General features: G+C 43.2%; 10 protein-coding genes. 1 reads left to right on the top strand and 9 read right to left on the bottom strand.

Annotated features, from left to right (window positions below; genetic code table 11):
- Positions 1 to 43 precede the first annotated feature (43 nt).
- Positions 44 to 2,428, top strand: a complete 2,385-nt coding sequence (locus tag K9J17_04580; GenBank protein ID MCF8275990.1) for a T9SS type A sorting domain-containing protein — start codon at positions 44 to 46, stop codon at positions 2,426 to 2,428.
- On the opposite strand, the gene K9J17_04585 is transcribed toward K9J17_04580, so the two are convergent.
- The 9 genes from K9J17_04585 to K9J17_04625 form a co-directional block, all read right to left on the bottom strand.
- Positions 2,418 to 3,194, bottom strand: coding sequence for a DUF1295 domain-containing protein (locus K9J17_04585; GenBank protein MCF8275991.1), 777 nt, complete (start codon positions 3,192 to 3,194; stop codon positions 2,418 to 2,420). The genes K9J17_04580 and K9J17_04585 overlap by 11 nt on opposite strands.
- 22 nt (positions 3,195 to 3,216) lie before the next feature.
- Positions 3,217 to 3,828 (bottom strand): fumarylacetoacetate hydrolase family protein, encoded by a 612-nt coding sequence (locus tag K9J17_04590; GenBank protein MCF8275992.1) that lies wholly within the window; start codon positions 3,826 to 3,828, stop codon positions 3,217 to 3,219.
- Positions 3,825 to 4,598, bottom strand: a complete 774-nt coding sequence (locus K9J17_04595) for a 3'-5' exonuclease (protein ID MCF8275993.1) — start codon at positions 4,596 to 4,598, stop codon at positions 3,825 to 3,827. Before K9J17_04595 ends, K9J17_04590 begins: the two co-directional genes overlap by 4 nt.
- Positions 4,599 to 4,603: 5 nt before the next feature.
- Positions 4,604 to 6,511 carry a hypothetical protein gene (locus K9J17_04600; GenBank protein ID MCF8275994.1) on the bottom strand — a complete coding sequence of 636 codons (1,908 nt, stop codon included), beginning with the start codon at positions 6,509 to 6,511 and terminating at the stop codon, positions 4,604 to 4,606.
- Between the two features lie 39 nt (positions 6,512 to 6,550).
- Positions 6,551 to 10,456, bottom strand: coding sequence for a hypothetical protein (locus K9J17_04605; GenBank protein ID MCF8275995.1), 3,906 nt, complete (start codon positions 10,454 to 10,456; stop codon positions 6,551 to 6,553).
- A gap of 142 nt (positions 10,457 to 10,598) precedes the next feature.
- A complete protein-coding gene (locus K9J17_04610) occupies positions 10,599 to 13,763 on the bottom strand; it encodes an OmpA family protein (protein MCF8275996.1) in 3,165 nt (1,054 codons plus the stop codon).
- 129 nt (positions 13,764 to 13,892) lie between these two features.
- Positions 13,893 to 17,882 carry an OmpA family protein gene (locus K9J17_04615; protein ID MCF8275997.1) on the bottom strand — a complete coding sequence of 1,330 codons (3,990 nt, stop codon included), beginning with the start codon at positions 17,880 to 17,882 and terminating at the stop codon, positions 13,893 to 13,895.
- 143 nt (positions 17,883 to 18,025) lie between these two features.
- Positions 18,026 to 19,648, bottom strand: a complete 1,623-nt coding sequence (locus K9J17_04620; GenBank protein MCF8275998.1) for a hypothetical protein — start codon at positions 19,646 to 19,648, stop codon at positions 18,026 to 18,028.
- Positions 19,649 to 19,737: 89 nt separating this feature from the next.
- Positions 19,738 to 21,072 (bottom strand): 2-oxo acid dehydrogenase subunit E2, encoded by a 1,335-nt coding sequence (locus K9J17_04625; GenBank protein ID MCF8275999.1) that lies wholly within the window; start codon positions 21,070 to 21,072, stop codon positions 19,738 to 19,740.
- Between the last annotated feature and the right edge of the window lie 46 nt (positions 21,073 to 21,118).

Consider the following 21,118-nt stretch of genomic DNA (forward strand, 5'->3'; position numbering starts at 1 on the left):
AAAGCGGCTTCCTTACATTTGTGCCAACCACAACACGAATAGAATGTTCCGACTTCTCGTCTTCAGTTTATTGTTCAGCTCAATTTCATCGTCTGCTCAACAGCTCGAGGCTGGTTTTGGCTGTAGAATGAACAAACAGCACAACCTTGCTACTACGGCTGCTGCGGCAACGAACAGCGAAGACAGCGTTCATATTCAGCATTACGATATTCGCATCGATTCGTTGAATTTTGGTCAACAACAGATCTGGGGCGTCACGCAACTTACGATTGAATCGAAAGTAGACGGACTTTCAGTACTGCGTCTTTCGCTCGATGGATTTGTGGTTGATTCGGTTTTAGATGGAAATGGTCAGGCGATAAGCCATTCTTACGATAATTTGAATCTTGCCATCACGCTGCCAAATACACTGAATCTTGCCGAAACCGACACCGTTACAGTCGTTTATCATGGTAATCCGGCAGAAGATAATTCGTGGGGTGGATTTTACTGGAATGGTAGCAGCTATGCATTCAATATGGGTGTCGGATTTGACGAAGATCCGCACGTTTTCGGTCGAGCTTGGTTTCCCTGTCTCGATGTCTTCACCGATCGTGCAACCTATGATTTTCACATACGAACCGTAGGCGATTATCAAGCATTTTGCAATGGCGAATTGACGCAGGTTGAAGATCATGGCAATGGAACGAGAACATTCCATTGGGAATTACTCGAAAACATCCCCACTTATTTGGCTTCGATGGCAGTGGCAGAATATCATTTCCTCGAACGAACCTATTCTGGAATTCCAACCGTTTGGGCCGCATTGCCGCAGGATACGGTAAGTGTATTGAATACGTTCTTGCATTTGCCAGAAGCGTTGGATGCCTTCATTTCGTCTTACGGACCATATCGATGGAATAAGGTTGGTTATGCATTGGTTCCCTTCAATGCTGGCGCGATGGAACATGCATCAAGCATTCACATCGGTAAACCGTTCGTGAACGGCTCATTGACCTACGAAACACTCTGGGCGCACGAGCTTTCGCACATGTGGTGGGGCGATCTGGTCACATGCAAGAATCAGGAAAACATGTGGTTGAACGAAGGCTTTGCTTCGTATTCTGAAGCATTGTTCACTGAGGCCGTTTATGGTGTTGATGCATACAAGGATTGGATCCGCGAAAATCACCGAAAAGTGTTGCAGTTCTCCCATATTTCTGATGGCGCATACTATGCGATGAATGCGATTCCAGGAAACGTAACTTACGGAAGTACTGTTTACGACAAGGGCCCAGAAGTGATCCACACATTGAGGAATTTCATGGGTGATGAACTGTTTTTCGCAGCATGCAACCACTACATGGATTCATTGGCCTTTGGCAATGCAGATAGCTATGACCTTCGTGATGTTTTTGCGGCTTCTTCCGGTCTCGACCTCGAACCGTTCTTTGACGGTTGGGTTTTCCAACCTGGGTTTCCGCATTTTCAAATAGATAGCTACACCGTAACTCCAATCCAAAATTCTTATGAAGTAGAAGTGCATCTTCGGCAAAAACAACGGGCCAACAGCCATATTTACGGAATGAACATTCCCATCAACCTAAGTAATGGAACTGATAATGTTGATCAGGTCGTTCAAATGAATGAAGAAACGCAGAATTTCACAATCACCTGTCCATTCGAACCAAGTATGGTAACAATTGACAGATGGGAACAGATGAGCGATGCCGTTGCTGATTTTGAAATGGATCTATCAACCACTGGAAATCACACCTTCAACCAAACCAATGTTTCGGTTGATGTGCAAAATGTAGGAACGGAAACGAGTATTGTCCGAATTGAAGACCATTTTGTTCAACCAGATGGATTCATTGGAGTAAACCCAGGAATCGCGATTAATCCTTATCACTACTGGTCTGTTGATGGCGTTTTTGCTCAAGGATTTGCCGCTGAGGCAACTTTCAAATACAATGGCTCCAACAATACGAGCCAAGGGTATATGGACAATGACCTTATAATCGAAACGGAAGACAGTCTGGTTTTCCTGTATCGTGCTGGTGTTGGCTCCGAATGGCATGAAGTGAATGGTTATGAATTATTGACAGGTGTATCAGTAACCAACAAACTTGGCACTGTTCATATTGACACGCTCAAGAAAGGTGAGTATGTGCTAGGACGGAAAGACTTTACCGCTGGCATTGATGTACCGAAGCACAACAAGGAATCGGCCTTTGTCTATCCAAACCCGAACTCAGGCGTTTTCAACCTAATTCTTCCGGAAGGAAGATGGGATTTAGAACTATTTGATGTTTCAGGAAAGCGCATTGCAAATTGGAACGTAACCAATGGACAGGAAATCAGGACAAACAATCTGGCGAATGGCCAATATTTGATCAGCGCCACAAAAGGAAACCAGCGCATTTCTCAGTCACTGATCATTCAGTAGATTTCTTCGGAAACCAAGGAATAAACGCACTGGTTGTCGCAATGTAATCCGCGTACTTCGGATTGCCTTTATACTTCTTTTCGAGCAACGCCACGCCCGAAACTTTCACCAAAAAGAAGTGCATGACGGCTGGTCCAATGGCCGCGATGTACCAATAAGGCGACATCAGCGCCAAGAGGAAAACGCCCCACCATTGCGTTGCATCACCAAAGTAATTTGGGTGTCGCGTGTACTTCCAAACGCCTTGACGCATCACAATTCCTTTATTGGCAGGGTTTGCCTTAAACTGCTTCATTTGGTAGTCCCCCATAGCTTCAAAGTAGAAACCTATCGCCCAAACAAGGATTCCTAAATAGACGTTCCAAGTCAATTCAAGCGGTTGCGAGAATAGCACGTACAGTGGAGATGCTACAATCAGCATAATTGCTCCTTGGAGCATAAATACTTGAAAGAAAGCACGAATGACCACATTCTTCCCCCATTCTTCGCGCCACTGCGCGTAGCGGTAATCTTCTCCATTGCCCTTGTTACGTCCGTAGATATATCCAGCCAAACGCAAGCCCCAAATTGCAATGAGGGACACTCCGATCCATTGCGCAGTTGTTTGTTCAGATTGCAGAAAGCTAGAAACGGCAATCAGTACGAAGCCGATTCCCCAGCCAATGTCAACAATGCTGTTGTCTTTCAATCGCTGCGCGATGAGAAACATCACCACCATGAAGACGAAAACGATAAGTGCGGAATTTTGAAGGAGTAGCCAGTTCATGAAGTATGAACAACGAATTGGCTTATTTGATGTGGAAATCCATCATTTTTTTGCCTTCAATAAAGGCTTCGAGATGGTCTCCTGCATTCAGTTTTCCCACCCCGGCAGGCGTTCCTGTAAACACAACATCTCCTATTTTGAACATGAAGTACTTAGAAGCCTCCGCAATGATCTGATTCACATTGAAGATCATATCGCCAGTAAATCCTTTCTGAACCACTTTTCCGTTAATGTGCAATTCAAAGTTAATGGCGTTCACATCTTCAAAATCTGAAAGCGGCAAGGTTTTACTCATTGGTGCTGATCCGTCAAAGCCTTTGGCTTTTTCCCACGGCAGGCCTTTCTCCTTACATTTCTGCTGAATATCTCGTGCCGTAATATCGATTCCTATTCCTATCTCCTTGTAATAAGTCGGTGCAAATTTCTCCTGAATATTCTTTCCCTTCTTATGGATTTTCACATAGATCTCTGCCTCGTAATGCACGTCATTCGAGAAATCTGGCAAATAGAAATCGTCATTATTCGGAAGAACGGCCGAATCGGGTTTGATAAAAAAAAGTGGTTCTGTTGGAACGGGATTGTTCAGTTCCTTAGCGTGCTCAGCGTAATTACGCCCAATGCAAACAATTTTCATAGTAATCCTTTGTTGAATGCGTCAACGCGAATTTCGGTCAAAACCTTTTTGGTGTAGCTAGGAAATTGCGCATCCATCATCCAAGAATAATATCCTGGTTGCGTTTTCAGTACTTCAACCACAGATTTTCCTTTGTTCTTACCGAAGTTGAAAACTGGTTCGCCCTTTTCGTTCTCTACGATGTGTCCTGCAAAATCGACTGCTTTACCCCGTCTCGAAAAATCATGGAGCATCTGAACATCGCCTTCTAGCTCGTCATACTTCTCAACCTGAGCTTTCAAAACTTCCATCGTGGCACGAGTATCGGCTTCAGCACTGTGGGCATTTGTCAGGTCGCCATCGCAATAGAACTTGTAAGCAGCCACCAAGGTCCGCTGTTCCATTTTATGGAAGATATTCTGCACATCGACCACTTTTCGGCCTTTCATTCCAAAATCGACATCATTCCGAAGAAATTCCTCCACCATCAATGGCACATCAAATTTCAAACAATTGTAGCCTGATAGATCTGCGTTACCAATAAACTCCTTGATCTTTGGAGCCAATTCTTTGAAAGAAGGTTTATCGGCAACCTTATCGTCCGTTATTCCATGAATATCAGAACTTTCCTTCGGAATTGGCATTCCTGGATTGACCAATTCGGTCATTACCTCCTCCGATCCATCTGGATTGAGTTTAATCACAGAGATTTCGACTATGCGGTCTTCGGCAACATTCACGCCAGTGGTTTCAAGGTCGAAAAAGGCAAGCGGACGTTTTAGTTGGAGCATCTATTTTACTTAGATGGTACTTCAAGACCTTGCTCAACCAGCAACCATTTTTTGTTGATGATCTTCTGATAATCGCCAAAACCCATGATGTTCACCTTTTCCTTGATAGGCTGAAACCCTGGAGCTTCTACTGTGAATTCGTAAGTCTGACCTGGAAAAAGTGCAAAGACGATTTTGCCAGAATTATAATTTGGCAGATACGTACCAACCATTTGACCCGATTTATCCGTCACAGTTGCTGTAATTTCCAAATTGGTTAAGCCAATGATCGGAGATTTCTTTGGTTCAACCTTTTTCGGTGGAACTGCCACTTTCTTTACCCGAGTATCAAGCCATTGAAATGCTCCTCCTTTGGGAAAATTGGCTTGAGTGAATTTCGAAACCTCACCTCCATCAACAGAGCCAATTATAGTAATCTCGTAAGATTCTCCATTTTTTATCTCCACGTTCTTCGTTTCAACGAATTCCCATTCAGGTTTATCCATTGGTTGATATTCGTCCGTAAACCATTTGACATTCCCGTCTCCAGTGTTTTTCCACTCATGAAAAACGATGAACTCCTTTTCTGAACCCATCATAATCTCAAGATCAACAACAACAGCTGTCTGCTGCTCTTCAAAATCCTCGAAAACCACCCGATAAACATCAAGATCACCCAATCCACCTTTCCGTAACTGTGCAGTATAACCGTATCGTGGATCGTCTGTTGGACAGAAAGTAAAGTTGTCCATCGTGTTGTTTATGGGGTAGCAGAGCCCTTCTGGACGTTCCCATCGATTGAACTGCTCATTCCATTCACTCTTGTATATGTCGTAACCTCCCATGCTTTTGTGGCCTTGAGAAGCAAAATAGAGTGTTTTCCCATCAGCTGAGATCACAGGATACATCTCATCATACTGCGTATTGATGGTAGGCCCGAGATTAACTGGAATAGACCATTCTCCCGTTGGTAGAAGTTTAGCCATAAAAATGTCGAGACCACCAAAACCGGGTTGTTCAATTGGCAACCGGGCAATGAAAAGTGTTTGACCATCGGGTGTGCATGTAGCTGCCATTTCTGGCTCTTCGGTATTTATGGATTCGCCCAACGTTTTTCCCTTCTCCCATCTTCGGCCACTGAATTCACTCATCCAGATGTCATCAAATCCATCCATGTTATCTATCATGTAAAAGATATGATCGCCATAGGCAGACATTCCAACAAATTCCTCCACAAATTCAGTATTGATGGTCATACCAACACCTTTTGCCTTTTTAAATTCGCCATACTTGGATTGTGTCCAAAATATATCGGCCGGTTTATACCCATCAAAGTCCAAATTTTGTCCAGCAACTCCTTTGTCTCGTTTTGTTGAAAACACCAAAAACGACTGGTCCAAAGGCACAAAAGGATGCATATCAGGACCATCAGAATTTATGTCATCACCTAAATTCTCGAACCTCACGTTACAGGAGTTCTTCATGAGTTTTCGAGCATTCTCACAGAATTCAATCTGCCTGGTGGCGTCAATAATTCGTTCCGGTTTTGTGACGGTGAGTTTATACTTATTAAGAAACAATAATGCACTGTCCACCTGCTCATTATACATATATGCGATACCAAGATCATAGTAGACTTCGTTGTCGCACTTTTCCATATTGCTAACTTTTCGGAGATACGGAATTGATCTGCTTTTATCGATGTTCTGATAAAGATGACATAAGCCAACACGCCAATTTAGAAAAGCATCTTCTGGACTTTCGGCTAGAAGTTTCACATACTCGGTAAACGCATTCTTGTAATCCCCAAGATCGAATAGATTCTTAGCCCTTGCTATAGGAGTTGCCCCCTTTACATCTTCAACTTGGGCGTATGCATTGAAATTGCAGAGAATGACGACAATCCAAATCGATATGCTTACAATCTGTCTCATCCGCTCTTCGATATGGCTTTTCCAAGTTCTCATTTCTGCTTAGTACTTACCGATTTCAAGCTTATAAATAGCTTCAGTAATTGCGATGTCAGCATTCTTGAAGTAGAAAACTCCTCCCCAATCCCAAGTCTTCTTTTCGTAAATGGTCACAACATTGCTCTCGTTGATGACGTGCCGTACTAAGACAAAGTTCTTTCCCTGAACTGTTTCCTTGGTTAAACCTTCTGGATAGATCTTTGCCAACTCAGAAAGGAATGCCTTACGCTGCTCATCCTCAGTCAGATCCATTGATTTAAGTGATTCTTGTAGCTTCTCATACTTCTCTATACGCTCCTTCTCCAACTCGGCAACAGTTTTCTGCTGTTGTGCCTTATTCTCATCTACCTTACCTAAAGCAGCTAATCTAGCTTCTTGTTCTTTTAGAACCAGAGCAGCCTCCTGATCTTTCCTTATGCGTTCTGCTTCTTGCTGATCAGCAAACTTCTTTTCAGCTTCTTTCTCTCTGCGTTTTTTTTCTTCGGCAGCAGCGGCAATTTCTGATTTTAGACCTTCAATTTCCTTCAACTTGGCAATCGGCTCTGCATCAGTTGGCTTCATGCTTCTAGCCTCTTCATATTTGCTCTGCGACTCGTCCAATTTGCCTGACTCCAATAACTTGGCAGCTTCTTGCATCACTAGCACAAAACGTCTTTCGGCTTCTTGCTTCGCTTTTTGTTCCGCCGCTAACTGAGCAACTTTCTTGTCGATGTCAGCAATTTTCCTCTGGATATCCTTCGACTCAGGTTTTAACTCTCCTGCCTTAGTCAATTTAGCTTTAGCGGCATCAAAATTCTCACTTGCTAACTCTTCATCCGCTTCGCTCAGGAGAACATCATAACGTTGGTCAATCGCCAATTTCGCTGCTTCCTCTTTTTCCACCCTTCTGACTTCAGCTTCTGCCTCTCCCAATTTCTTAGTAGCATCCTTATTTTCTGGATACATCGCCAAGGCCTCTTTGTATTTGCTTGCACTGGTTGAATAATCCTTTTGGGCCAATGCCTGATCTCCAATACTGATTAACTTGTTATAATTTGCTTTCCGGTCTTGTTCCAATTGAGCAGCTTTCTGTTGGGCCAATTCTATTTCGCGCTGATCAGCGAGTTTCTTAGCCTCTTCCGCAGCCTTAGCATCCGCAATTTCTTTTGCTAATCGGGCTTTTTCAGCCTCTGCTAACAATCGTTGTTCTTCCTTAATTCTATCTTGTTCTGCTTTCTGTGCAGCAAGTGCCTCTGCTTTTTGCTTGTTTGCCTCATCCTCTAAACGCTTTCGTTCAGCATCTGCGGCTTGAGCCTGAGCAACTTCCTGTTCCTTTCTGATTTTTTCCTGATACGCGAGATCTTTCTGTTCCTCTTTCAGACGATCCGCTTCCTGTTTTTTTGCTGCAAGTTCTTGAGCCTTCCTGTCAGCTTCTGCCGCCTGATCTGCTTCTTGCTTACGCTTTTCTAACAGAGCAAGCTGTTCTCTGGCTGCTTTAGCGGCAGCTTCAGCCTCTTTGTTCTTTCGTTCTGTATCAGCTGCTGCCAAAATTTCAGCTTCCTTCTTCTCTTGTTCTAGCCGTCTGGTACGCTCCTGCTCCACTACAGCCAATTCTTCCGCTGCTCGTTCTTTTTCCAGAACCTCGCGTTTCGCCTGCTGCATCGCAAGTGTTTTTTCTAACTCCTCCTCCTGTTTTTTCTGTTCTGTCAAACGTTCCTGACGTTCAATTTCAACTTTGTGAAGAGTTTCCTCGTAAGCAACAGCGGCTTGCTCAGCTTCTTGTTCGGCTCGTTTTTGTTGGACCTTTGCAATATCAATTGCCTTCTCTGTTCTTTGTTCCTCGTACTTGGCCAACTTCTGATCCTCTTGCGCTTGTTTTTGTTGAAATTCTCTTTCAAGCTTCGCTAGCTCAACTCCGTCAGCGGCAGCAAATAGCACACTGAAATCTATCTTCGAACCCGTATTTCCCGACTTTTTAATTCGTTCACTTTCCAGTAGATAAGCATCAAATACGGCTTCCGCCCTTTCTCTGTCCATTTCCTTGTCGTCCGTTTGAGGCAAGGCTTTTTGAATTGCTTCGACACTTTTATCTCTATCACCGGCTCCTTTTTCAATTGCCGAAGCCAAATCAGACTCTTTTTTGTTTTTCGACTTGGCTAACTCTGCCTGATGCACATCTTTCACCTGTATCTCAGCAGCTACCGCAAGTTCTGACTTCTCCTTTCGAATATCTTCACGTTTAGCCTCTAATTCTTGTTGGGCTTTTAGTTTTTCTAAAGCATTCTTCTCTTTAGTTTCTGCCTGAGCTGTTTCTGCTGCTCTGTCGGCCACCATGAATAGCGAGCCAAAGTCCATAGCAATGGCTCCTGTGCCTCCTTGTGCTTGTTTGCTCTGAACATAATCATCGTACATTCTTTGAGCGACCCCATCTCTATCAGGAGTGTCATCAGGAAGTGCATTATAAAAAACTGCCAATTGAGATTCTTTATCAGGCGCAGCGGTTTTCAATTGCACTTCAATCTGTTCGATTGACTTTTTCTGCTTCACATAATGCTCATACATAGCATTTGCTTTCTCTTCCTTGTATGGGTCATTCTTAGGAAGCGCGTCTTTAAAAATGGCGACCTGGCTTGCTCGATCACGAGGAGCATCCTTTAACCCTGTCTCAATCTTTCCAATTATCTGTTCCTGCTCCCTTTCCTTTTGCTCAGCAACGCGTTCTTTGAATTCGTCCAATGCCGTTTTTCCTTTCGAACGATCCTTTTCCAACTCTTTTTGAATGGCTGCCTGCTCAGCAATATCTGCTGCCTTAAATAGGTTTCCGAAATTCATATTAGAAAGCGTAGTGCCAGTAAGCCTTTCTTTTTCATATGCTTCAAAAATGGCCTTCGCCTTCTCCTCTTTATAAGGATCTGTTTTCGGAAAGGTCTTTACAAGGTTTTGTATTGCAACTGCGCTTTCCCCATTAGAATTGAATATGGCATAATATACCTTGTCCTTTTTCTCAATTTCTTCTTGCTTTTTCTTAACCTCTTCATTTGCAATGGCAGTTGCTAACTTCTCTTGAGCCTGAAGTTCAATTGCTTTTTGCTGAATCGCCATTACCTCCTTGGACTTTTGGGCAGCTTCTTCCTTTTCTGCCTTTAGCACAGCAACTTTGGCCTCTCGCTTCTCTTCTGCCTCCTTTACTACTTTATCCTCAACAATTTTTGCCGAAGCGAAAATGGCTTGAAAGTTCAACTTTGACCCAGTTGCTTTTGACTGTTTTCTTTCTTCCAACAACTGATCATACATGGCTTCGGCCTTCTTCTGTCTTAGCGTGTCAACCTCAGGAAAAACCTCCAAAAACCCTTTAATCGTTTTATCCTTGTTTCCATCTCCAACAGTAATTGCTGCTGCAATTATCTCTTGCGCAGAAGCATTTTCCTTATCCAAAAGCATCTTAGCAGCTTCTTCGAGTGCTTGCTTCTTCTCGTAGGCCTGCTGGGCCATACGTTCCTTTTCCTGTCTTTTTCTTAGTTCAATTTCCTCATTCTCCATATCTTCCTTGGAGTAATCAAGCTGATAATCGAACTCATTTCTTTTGATCTGGTAGAAGACAGCTGCAACAGCTCGGGTAAAGGCAAGACCATCGAGATCCTGAACCATATCAACTTGAAACTCGAATTTCGGGACCGTTGTATATTGCTCTCGCGCTAGTGTTACATCAGTATCAAAATCAACCATTTTAGTGGTATAGCCACCTTTCTCTACAGAGAGAACAAAAAATTTATTGATTTCTAATTTGAACTCAAACTCACCATTTCCTGGAGACACGGTTTTATAGATCTCAGTCAAATTCTCATGAGAGCCATCTGGCGATTCATAAAGTGTAATTATTGCACCTTTTAGCTTTTTTGATAATTCTATTACGTAGCCTTTGAATTCCAAAGGTCCTTTGATCTTTGACTGATTCAGTAAGGTATCCGAATAGTTGTCCGTTACCTGCGCAACAACTACTGTGTCTATTGAACACAATACCACAAATGCCGCGAAAAAGAATCTTGATATTTTCTTGATCAATGCCACGCTATTATTTGCCTTCAGTGGTTATTATTTGTTCTCCGCCAACCCCGATTATAGTAAGCTCAATACGTCTATTCATCTGACGTCCTTCTGGATTATCTGTTCCATCAGGATTTTCGTTAGGTGCTATGTGTTTGGTCTCACCGTATCCTTCTGCCACCATTTGCTTACTCGCGATCTTCCTTTTCTTGAGCCAAGCTACTACACTTTTCGCCCTGTTCTTAGAAAGTTTCATGTTGTAATCGTCAGAACCTCTTGAATCAGTATGCCCTGAAATCTCAACAATCACACCAGGATTCTTGTCCAAAAAGACCAGCAATTTGTTCAGCTCTACCACAGATTCATCCCGAATATCATACTTATCGAAGTCGAAGTAAATTCTTTCGAGGATTATTTTTTGTCCGACCTTAAATTCTTTTTGATTGTACAGGTCGGCATCTAGCAACGTTGGGTCATAACCAAGATCCTTTTGAGCTTCAATAGCTGCCAATTCTTTCTCCAATCGCTCAATTTCACTTTCAAGAACTTCTGGTTTATCCTCTGTCCTTCTAACAATTTCCTCTTCCTTTTCTGGGAATTTGATGTACGGAGAAAAGCAAACATCATTTATACTTGAAGTATGGCCTGTCAATTGGGTTACTTCATCACCTGAATTATAATCCCAAACAATTGGATCACGTTCCATACTACCCGATATGATATACTTGGAATCCTTCGATTCGAAAACGGAGGAAACCGATTTGTCGTGTCCCAAAAGGACATGCTTCACATCGCCAGTGGTAGCATCCCAGACGTAAACAAAGCCATTATCGCTACCAGAAATAATGGTTGAGCCATCAGGGGAAACTTCAACACTATTAACTGATGAACTATGGAGCTTGAAATCCAATAATTCCGCTGATGTCGAAGCGTCCCATTTCTTTACAGAACCATCCTTTCCGCCAGTGACGATGTAGTTACCGCGAGGAGAGAACGTTGCGCTGCGAACAGGACCTGTGTGTCCTTCGAACAAACCAACCAGCTCTTCGGTCATCATCTCCCACATGAGCACATTTCCATCATCAGAACACGACACAAAATAATTACCATCAGGAGATACGGAAACTCCATTTACTTGAGCTAGATGCCCAACGTAAATTTTTTCCATAAGTCCAGTCTCAACATTCCAAAGTCGAACAGTTGAATCTGCACTTGCCGACAGTACATATTTACCATCATTGCTAAACACAGCTTGAGTCACGCGCTTGTTGTGTCCTTTAAGCGTTTTTTCCTGAATACCACTAGGCATCAACCACAAATTAATATCTCCTTTATCAGTGGCAGACAATGCTCTTCGTCCATAAGGGTCAAAAGCCACACTAGTAACCTTTTGTTTATTGTCCAACGACAGAATCTGACGGCCTGTAGGCAAATCCCAAACCTTGGCCTTTCCATCGTCACTTCCCGACATGGCATAAATGAGTCCACCGTATTTTTCTCCTGTTCGCTTGCGTCTAATTGCCTCTGGATCCGGACGGAGTGTATAATCTTTGATGATTTCAGTGACATAGGATGCTTTCCCCATCACTTCAACAACATCGGAAGTATCAAAATAAAGCTCGCCTTCTACGTACACACAATACTCACCCGGCTCAAGCACTTGAACGTAATTACTCGATGCCATATTAGGGCGATATGTACCGATAAACTTGTCCGTATTCATGTCGGTAACTGTCATTTCAAAGGATCCAATATCCATGGTTGGATCAATCAGCATGGAATCTTTAATATTGGTAATTGAACCTCGAACAATAGTATAGACAGGGTCAACATCATTAAAAGTTATCCTGTAGATATCGCGTTCACCGAAACCTTCGTCTCTTCTGAACTGAGAAATATAACCGTATCTCCCTGTTGTAGAAAGCGATAAGTTAAAATCATCATCAACAGTGTTTATTGGGTAACCTGCGTTTTGAGGAGGTGAAAATGTATTGGTCATTTCATCCCATTCAGAAATGAAAATATCAAAGCCTCCCATCGAAGCATGTCCTTCCGAACAGAAATAAAAGGTCCTCCCGTCAGCCATCAGATGAGGAAAACTTTCATTGAATCTTGTATTGATTATGTCTGGCAATTTTTGTGGAATTCCCCAAGATCGGTTGGGCAATCTTCGGGACATATACAGGTCAGTGCCAGTTCGACCCTTAGCTGTTTCTCGTGAGAAGAAAATCAGATTCCCATCCGTACTCAAACTAGCCGTAGTCTCAATTTCGTCTGAATTGATATTTCTACCAAGGTCAAGATAATCATCAAAAAAACGACCTTTTCTTGGCGACACGTAGATATCATCGTAGCCATCGAAATTGTCGATGTAAACAAGCAACTCTTGCCCATCGGCAGAAATCCCAACAACTTCTTCGTACCATTCCGTATTTACGGCAGACCCGATGTTCCTAGCCTCCATGAATTCACCACGATATTCTCTAGACCGAAAAATATCGGGGGTCTTGAATCCATCATAATCAAGTTGAAGACCTAAACAATCAGGCCTTTTAGTGGTAAAAACCAAAAAAGACTCATCTTCCGGAATGAAAGGGTTGAACTCAGGATAGGCAGTGTTTACGTTCGAACCCAAATTTTCGAAAGTAGCGTCAAGCGGATATTTAACTAGCTGCTTTGCATTAAAGCATTGCTCTATCATTCGCCCACCAGTAATGATATTGTCATTGTCGCCCCTTGAAATGTCTTTGTACTTATTGAATGTGGTTATCGCCTCATCAAAACGATGTTCGAACATGTAAGCACGACCTAACTGATAAATAGCCTCTTTCGGGAACTTTTCTTGCTGAACCACGAATTCTAAATAGCTGATAGCCTTGGATTTATCGATGTTGCTCTCAAGATAGGAAGCTCCGATATAAAAGTTGATATCAACGTCAGTTGGATTGTCAATCAGAAGAATTAGAAGCTCATCAAGGGCCGCACGGAAATTACCGTTCCAGTAATGATCCATTGCAGTACGCTTGGTAATCTTCAGTCTTCTTTTTGCTTTTTCTTCTTCAGTTTCTTGTATCTCCTTATTGAACTCCTCCTCAGTAACGGCCCTAATGTCTCCAGACTGAGCAAAAACTTTGACCTCCGCGATCAGCAATAAAAAGAAGAAAGAAATAAGCGCGGTACTATTTCTGATCATTCGAATTGGTCTATCTAGATTTTCAATCTCAAAGCTTACTCCAAAAAGCTAGAGAAAATACGGCTAAATATATAGCTTCCGTACGTAAATCACATAAGAAAATAAGAGGAAATCAACACTCAAATCGAGTTACCGTATCTGAGCGCTTTTGGGAACGTTGATTTCTTCGACCTCAACACCATTCACTTTTCCTTCCGGTATACTGATCTCAATCCTTCGATTTAACTGTCTGCCAATAGGATTATCAGTAAGATCAGCATTTTCGTTTCGAGCGATAGGACGAGTTTCACCGTATCCAACAGCGGTTAACCGTTTAGATGAAATACCGTTTCGAATAAGATAATCAACCACAGCTTGAGCACGATCTTTGGACAACCTCATGTTGTAATCATCATTTCCACGAGAGTCTGTGTGTCCAGAAACCTGAATTTGAATTCCCGGATTTTCATTCAAGAACTCGAAAAGTTTATTCAATTCATGGATTGATTTTGACCTCAGCACAGCTTCGTTATAATCAAAGAATATATTTCTCAGAATAAGACGTTTCCCTTCCTGAAGATTCTTCATTGTAGAACTCATCGGAATATCAACTTTTTCTCCATCCGGTGCATAATCCAATCTAGCAAGAATCAAATCCAACTTTCTGTTCAATTCGGCAAGTTCCTTTCTTAGATCTAAATTATCCTGAATCAATTTCCTGTTCAGATTCCGCAACTCATCCAAGGTGGCAGCATTCGATAAAATCTCCTCTTTGCTGTAGGCGTCCTTCTCTGCAGCTTCAATCACTTTTTTCTTCTTCTCTTCCGCCTCCAAAGCCGCCTGAACTTGTCTTTGTTGTTCAGCAACTGCTTCAAGCTGAATCAGCTCACGTTTTGTACGTTCAGCCTCTTCTCTCTGCTCCTTCTGTTGCTGTTCTGCCGCTAAACGTTCTTGTTCAATTCGCTTTTGCTCCAATGCTTCCAACTCTTTTATCTGACGAGCCGCTTCATCGGCTTCTTGTTGTTTAACCAATGCTTCTTGTGCAATACGTTTCTCCTCTTCAATATCACTTGCAACCTTTTCTTGTGCAATAACCACTGCGGATTTCGCCACTTCAACTTCTTTTTCAGCGGTTATAACTTGCTTTTCAACTACGGCCAACTGACTCTGTAATGCAGCAATTTCTTCTTTGGTCTGGTCAGATTTTTTCACCAACTCCTGCTTTTTCTGCAAAGCCAGCTTTTCCTTTGCTGAGGCTTCAGCTACAGCGGCCTCATCAACCACTTTCTTTTTCTCGACCTCTACTTTGCTCTTCTTAAGCTGTTCGATTCGAGCCATCATTGCGTCACGCTTAGCTTTGATGGCATCTGCATCGATAGCTGCCGCAGGTTCTTGAGTTGTCATCTTCTGCACAGCCACTTCTTTCACTGGTTCTTGCACTATTTCCAGTTCTTCCTGTTTCTCCTGCTCTTGCTGCTTCGCTTTTAGCGCATCAATTCTTTTCTGAAGTTCCTTTTTCTTCAGTTCAGCCTCGGCTAAGCGCTTGGCTTCAGACTCTGCCGCAGCGGCCGCAAGCTGTTGCGCCAATTCATTGTCTTCCTCAGTTTCTACATTCGATGTTTGTTCAACCGATGGTGACTTCCCGTCTGCATCAACTACAACATTCTCATTTACCGTTTCCTGTTCAACCTTGGCTGAAGCTTCTTCTTTCGCTTTTTGTTCAGCAGCCTCGAACTCCTTTCGTATCTGCGCTTGTTCATCAGCCTCGGCCAACTCTTCCTGCTGCGATGTCTCTTGCGAAGCTTCTTGCTGAGCAACCTCTACTACTTGCAACTCTCCTTGTTCAGGCTCTGAAGTGACTGACTTTTCGGACTCAACAACTTCTGTTTGAGGTTGTGAAACTTCTTCGTTGAGTTCAACAATTGGTTCCGACTTCACTTCTTCAGCAGCTTTAGCCATTGCCGAAGCCTCTTCTTCTGTCTTCTTTTCTGCAGCTTCTTGTTCCGCTTTCTCCTTTGCTAGAGTTTCCTCTTTAACTCTGGCTTCCTCTTCAGCTTTTGCCTTCGCTACATTCTGCTCTTCTTGCAACCTCGCTACCTCCTCAGCTTTTGCACTTGCTAGATTCTGTTCTTCTTGTAGTCTAGCCTCCTCTTCAGCTTTTTTCTGAGCTAGCTCAGCTTCTAGTTTCAACTTTGCTTCTTCCTCTGCATTCTGTTTGGCAGCTTGGGCTTGCTGCGCTTCGAACTTTGCTTTTGCCTCTGCTTTTCTTCTATCTAATTCCGCTTTTTTAGCTTTTTCCTCTTCTAAAGCCAATGCTGCAGCAGCATCGTCTTTTTCTTTAGCTGCTAGTTGTTCTGCCTTTTTCCGTTCGGCATCCTTTTCTTGTGCCAGCGCTAACTCTTCGGCCTCCTTCTTGGCTTTGGCATCAGCTTCTTGCGCTAACCGTTCTTGCTCCGCCACTTTTGCAGCCGCAATCGCTTTTTCCTCTTCAAGTACTTTGGTTTCTTTCTGAATAGCAAGAATGTCCTTTCCGAACACTACTTCTTCCAGCTCAACAACACCATCATACTCCGCGTAAACTTCACCTTCTGCAACGGGTAGTTTCGAAACAACTGTTTCATATCCATCTGCTTCGTACGAAACGGTGTAGGTTTCTCCTGGTTTAAGAATGAGTACATAATACCCCGTAGTTGGGTTTGGATGATATGTTCCTACTTGGGCACCGCCTTCGTCTGTTACAACGATCTGAGCTTTGATATCGGCATAAGCCATTGCAGGAACTTTCATGATTCCACGCGCAACAGCTGCTCCTTCTGTTTTCTTGACTTCCAAACGAAGTTTGTAAAGGTCTGTGTCGCCAAAACCACCATCCATTCGCGAACTGTAGTATGCGTGCCTTCCATCTGGCGTTAAGACAAAGAATACATCATCTTCAGCTGTATTTATCGGGTATCCAATATTCTCTGGAAGTGTCCATGATCCATCTTCAAATTCTGACCTGAAAATGTCAAATCCTCCCATCGAGGTATGACCTTGTGAACTGAAGATAAGTGTCTGTCCATTTGCAGAAAGAAAGGGAGAATCCTCTTCAAACTGCGAGTTGATGACACTACCCATGTTGATGGCAAGTCCCCATTCTCCATTCGGCAATTTCTTGCAATACCAAAGATCGCGGCCACCATAACCGCCATCGCTTCGGTTCGACACGAAAATGAGCATGTCTTGTGTAGCATTCACGGTGGCATGCGTTTCCCAAGAGCTCGTATTTATATCTGAGCCCATTGGCTCAGGCTTGGTCCAATCATCACCACTCCTTTTACTGTAATAAATGTTGCCATCGCCATTATCGTCTTTATAGATGAACAACAATTGGCCATCAGGAGATAGACCAATTGCAGCTTCGTGTCCTGGCGTATTAATATTTGAACCTATACTTTTTGGCCTGCTCCACGTTCCATCACCTTGCTTAGAACAGACATAGATATCGTCATAGTAATTTCCGTTTTCATCCTTTGCATCGCCAGTTCCCCCTTCTCTTCTGGAGGTAAAAATGAGCACACGGTCATCGGCAGATACAACAGGACAGTAATCTGGATACTTCGTGTTGATGTTCGCGCCCAGATTGGTGATTTTAACTCCGACAGGTGTTTTTATCAACTCCATCGCGTTTTCAGCGTACTGAATCTGTTGCCTAACCTGATTATAGGTTTCAACATCATCCATTTCGATGAATGACCGATAATTGTAATAATTGGTTACCGCTCTATCGAACAGATTCTTGAAATGATAAGCACGACCTAAAACGTAATATGCTTTTCCGGGCGCTTTACGTTCCTTCCAATTCGCTTCTTGGTATTCTAAGGACACATCTCTTGTTGCACTTTCCAACCTTCGAATAGCCAACGTATGATTTTTGCTACCCATAAGGTAACACACGCCAAGCAGGTAATTAAGATTAGCATTGGTACTATCGTCCGCATACATTTCTTCCAAAAGCGGCAACGCTTCCAGATAAGCGCCATCAAAAACCAAGGCATCTGCCTTATTGAATTTTTGCTTGAATTTTGGGTCGCCATAAGGCTGTGCTATGCAAGCCACAGACAATAAACAGAGCAACCCGCACGAGATCAAATACTTCATTTCCCTTTTCCTCAGAACTACTGTTGCAGTGAGTGTTCTTACTTAACGGATGCCCATTTAACGGTCAATCCATAATCTCGCAAAGATATAAGAATTAGAAAGCGGCAGAATATTATGGCGATTACCCAAAGCTGCGATGCGAATTACTTATTCAGAGCAACACTTTTTAGCTGAACAGCCCGGTTGATTTCGAAGTAAGAACTGTTTTCTGGAACATATAGTTTCTCTGATTTGTAGAGATAACCGTCCGCTTCATAGGAAATGTTGTAGTTCTGTCCTGGATGAAGAATGAGAACGAATCGGCCATTATCCTGTCTTGGTTTGTAGACTCCGAATAGTTCGCCTGTTTCGTTATCGGTTACCTTGATGGAAACGTCCTCTGGTCGCTTGCCTGTCGCATCTGGCACTATCTCGCCTTTGTAAACTGTCAACGGAATCTCGCGATCTGTGTCCAAATTGACCAGATAAATATCCTTACCACCTAAACCTTGTCCGCTAGAAGATGAATAATAAGCCCGCTTACCATCCGCAGACATAACGAAGAAGTATTCGTCATCAGCGGTATTCATTGGTTGACCAACATTCATTGGAGTTGACCATTTTCCGTTCTCTTCAATGGAGAAGAAAATATCATAGCCTCCCATGCTATTATGTCCTTTGGAACTGAAAAAGAGCGTTTTCCCGTCAGGGTGAATGAATGGCGCCTCTTCATCATATTTTGTATTAACCACATCTCCCAAATTTTCGGAAACGGACCATTCACCAGTTGGTAATCTGCGACTACGGAAAATGTCCATACCGCCTAATCCAGATTTATCCGAAGTGTAATACAGCGTTTGTCCATCGGCCGAAACGGTAGCATGTGTTTCTCTAAATGGAGAATTGATATTGCTGTTTAACAGTTTCGGTTCGCTCCATGAACTTCCTTTAAATTCAGAAACATAGATATTTCCATCTCCAAAATCATCTCGGTAGATGTAAAGTTCTTGACCATCCGCAGAGAGACCGATCGTTGCTTCATGACCTTCTGTATTGATCGTACTACCAATGCTTACAGGCTTGCCCCAGGTTCCGTCTTTCTGTTTCTGCGACACAAAAATGTCTTCGAAATACTTGTCGTCCAGATCCAACAAACCACCTGTGCTTGTAGGCCTTCTAGATGTAAAAATGAGCATCGACTCCGTGGCATCTACCACAGCAGAGTATTCGTCATAAATTGAATTGATGTTTTCTCCCAGATTCTCAATCGTTGCGCTAATTGGAGATTCAACGATCAACTTGCCATTGAGGCACGTTTGTATCATCCATTCAATTTCCTCGATCCTGTCTTTGGCCAACGATTTATCAACTTCCATGTACTTACGATATGCTACAATCGCGTTGTCGAACTGCGAATTGAGATGATAAGCACGTCCCAAATAGAAATAGGCATCCAATGGCGCCTGAACTTCTTTGTAACTGTCCTTTGATTTTGCACTGGCCTTCGAAACAGCCTTTTCCAAATATGGTACTGCCTCACTTTTCTTTCCATTCATCAACAGTAAACATCGCCCCACCTTGTAGCTCAAGAAAGCATTGGTTGGGTCTATAGTAAGCATGTCTTGGAAATTCTTGACCGCCCTTTCTGGCCTTTTGGCTTCCAACTGTTCGTTCGCAACTGGGTAAACACGCTTAAAATGCGCCTCTTTATTCACCTCGCGTTGGGCAAAACCAGCAGAACTGCACAGAAAAAGAATGGCAATTACTAAGAGTAAGAGTCGACTCATTTGGTACATATCAGTTTATTGACCTATTGATCAGACAGGTTTAATTATCCCGAATTCTACTTCGGATTCAAGCCGATACGCAAATAAACCTAAATGGTTCTATTGATGTCCCAATTCTCTAAATAATCGGCTACTCTACGAACAAATGAACCACCCAAAGCACCATCAACAATACGATGATCGTATGAATGGGAAAGAAACATCATGTGGCGGATGGCAATGGCATCGCCCGTTGGTGTTTCTATGACAGCTGGTTTCTTGCGAATGGCGCCAACAGCCATAATGGCGACCTGAGGTTGGTTGATGATGGGTGTTCCCATCACGTTTCCAAACGTTCCCACATTGGTCATGGTATAGGTTCCTCCTTGAATCTCTTCTGGCTTCAGTTTATTTGCCCGAGCGCGTTCAGCAAGATCATTTACGGCTTTAGTAAGTCCGAGCAAACTCATTTGGTCTGCGTTTTTGATAACAGGAACAATCAAGTTGCCCGATGGCATGGCCGCAGCCATTCCCATATTGATCGATTTACGCTTGATGATATTCTGACCATCCAACGATACGTTGACGCCCGGCATGTCTTTTATCGCTCGGACGAGACACTCGATGAAAATCGGGGTGAAGGTGAGCTTCTCACCTTCCCTTCTTTGGAAGTCATCCTTCACCTTATTTCTCCACATGACCACATTGGTCAAATCGGCTTCTACATAGCTGGTAACGTGTGGTGATGTATGTTTGCTCATCACCATGTGTTCGGCAATGATCTTACGCATTCGGTCCATTTCCACGATCTCATCTCCTGCCATCAACGGAATGGAAGCATGTCCTACAGAAGCCGTTGCGTGAACTTTAGCTGCTGGCTTGGCCACCACTGGCTCTGGTGTTGCTTGTGTCTGCGTTCCTCGGTTAGGTAGATAGCTAAGTATATCTGCTTTGGTTACTCTTCCACCTTGACCACTACCCGAAATTGATTCCAATTCTTTGAGGGAAACGCCTTCTGTCTGTGCAATGGTTCTTACCAATGGCGAATAGAATTTACCTGAATCGGAGCGTTTAGGAATGTCGCCAACCTCCGTTGCTCCATTTGATGAAGAGCCATTAGAATACGCTGGCTCTGCAATTACTTGAGTTGATTCGTTCTTAACAGGTTCTGGAGCTGTAGGAGTTGATTCTACCTTTGCTTCTGCCTCGGTAGAAATGTATGCTACTGGGCTTCCTACCTGAACCACGTCATCGGCTTGGCAGCATTGCTCGGCAAGCACTCCACTTACAGGCGATGGAATCTCAGAATCCACCTTATCGGTAGCAATTTCCATGATCGGCTCGTCCATTTCTATGACATCGCCAACCTCTTTTAGCCAACGGATAACCGTTGCTTCTGCAACACTTTCGCCCATTTTGGGCATCAACACTTCAACTTTAGCCATTGCTTCAATTTTGGGTGCGCAAAGGTAATCGATTGCAACGATCGGA

It is taken from the genome of Flavobacteriales bacterium (assembly GCA_021739695.1).
Classification (GTDB): domain Bacteria; phylum Bacteroidota; class Bacteroidia; order UBA10329; family UBA10329; genus UBA10329.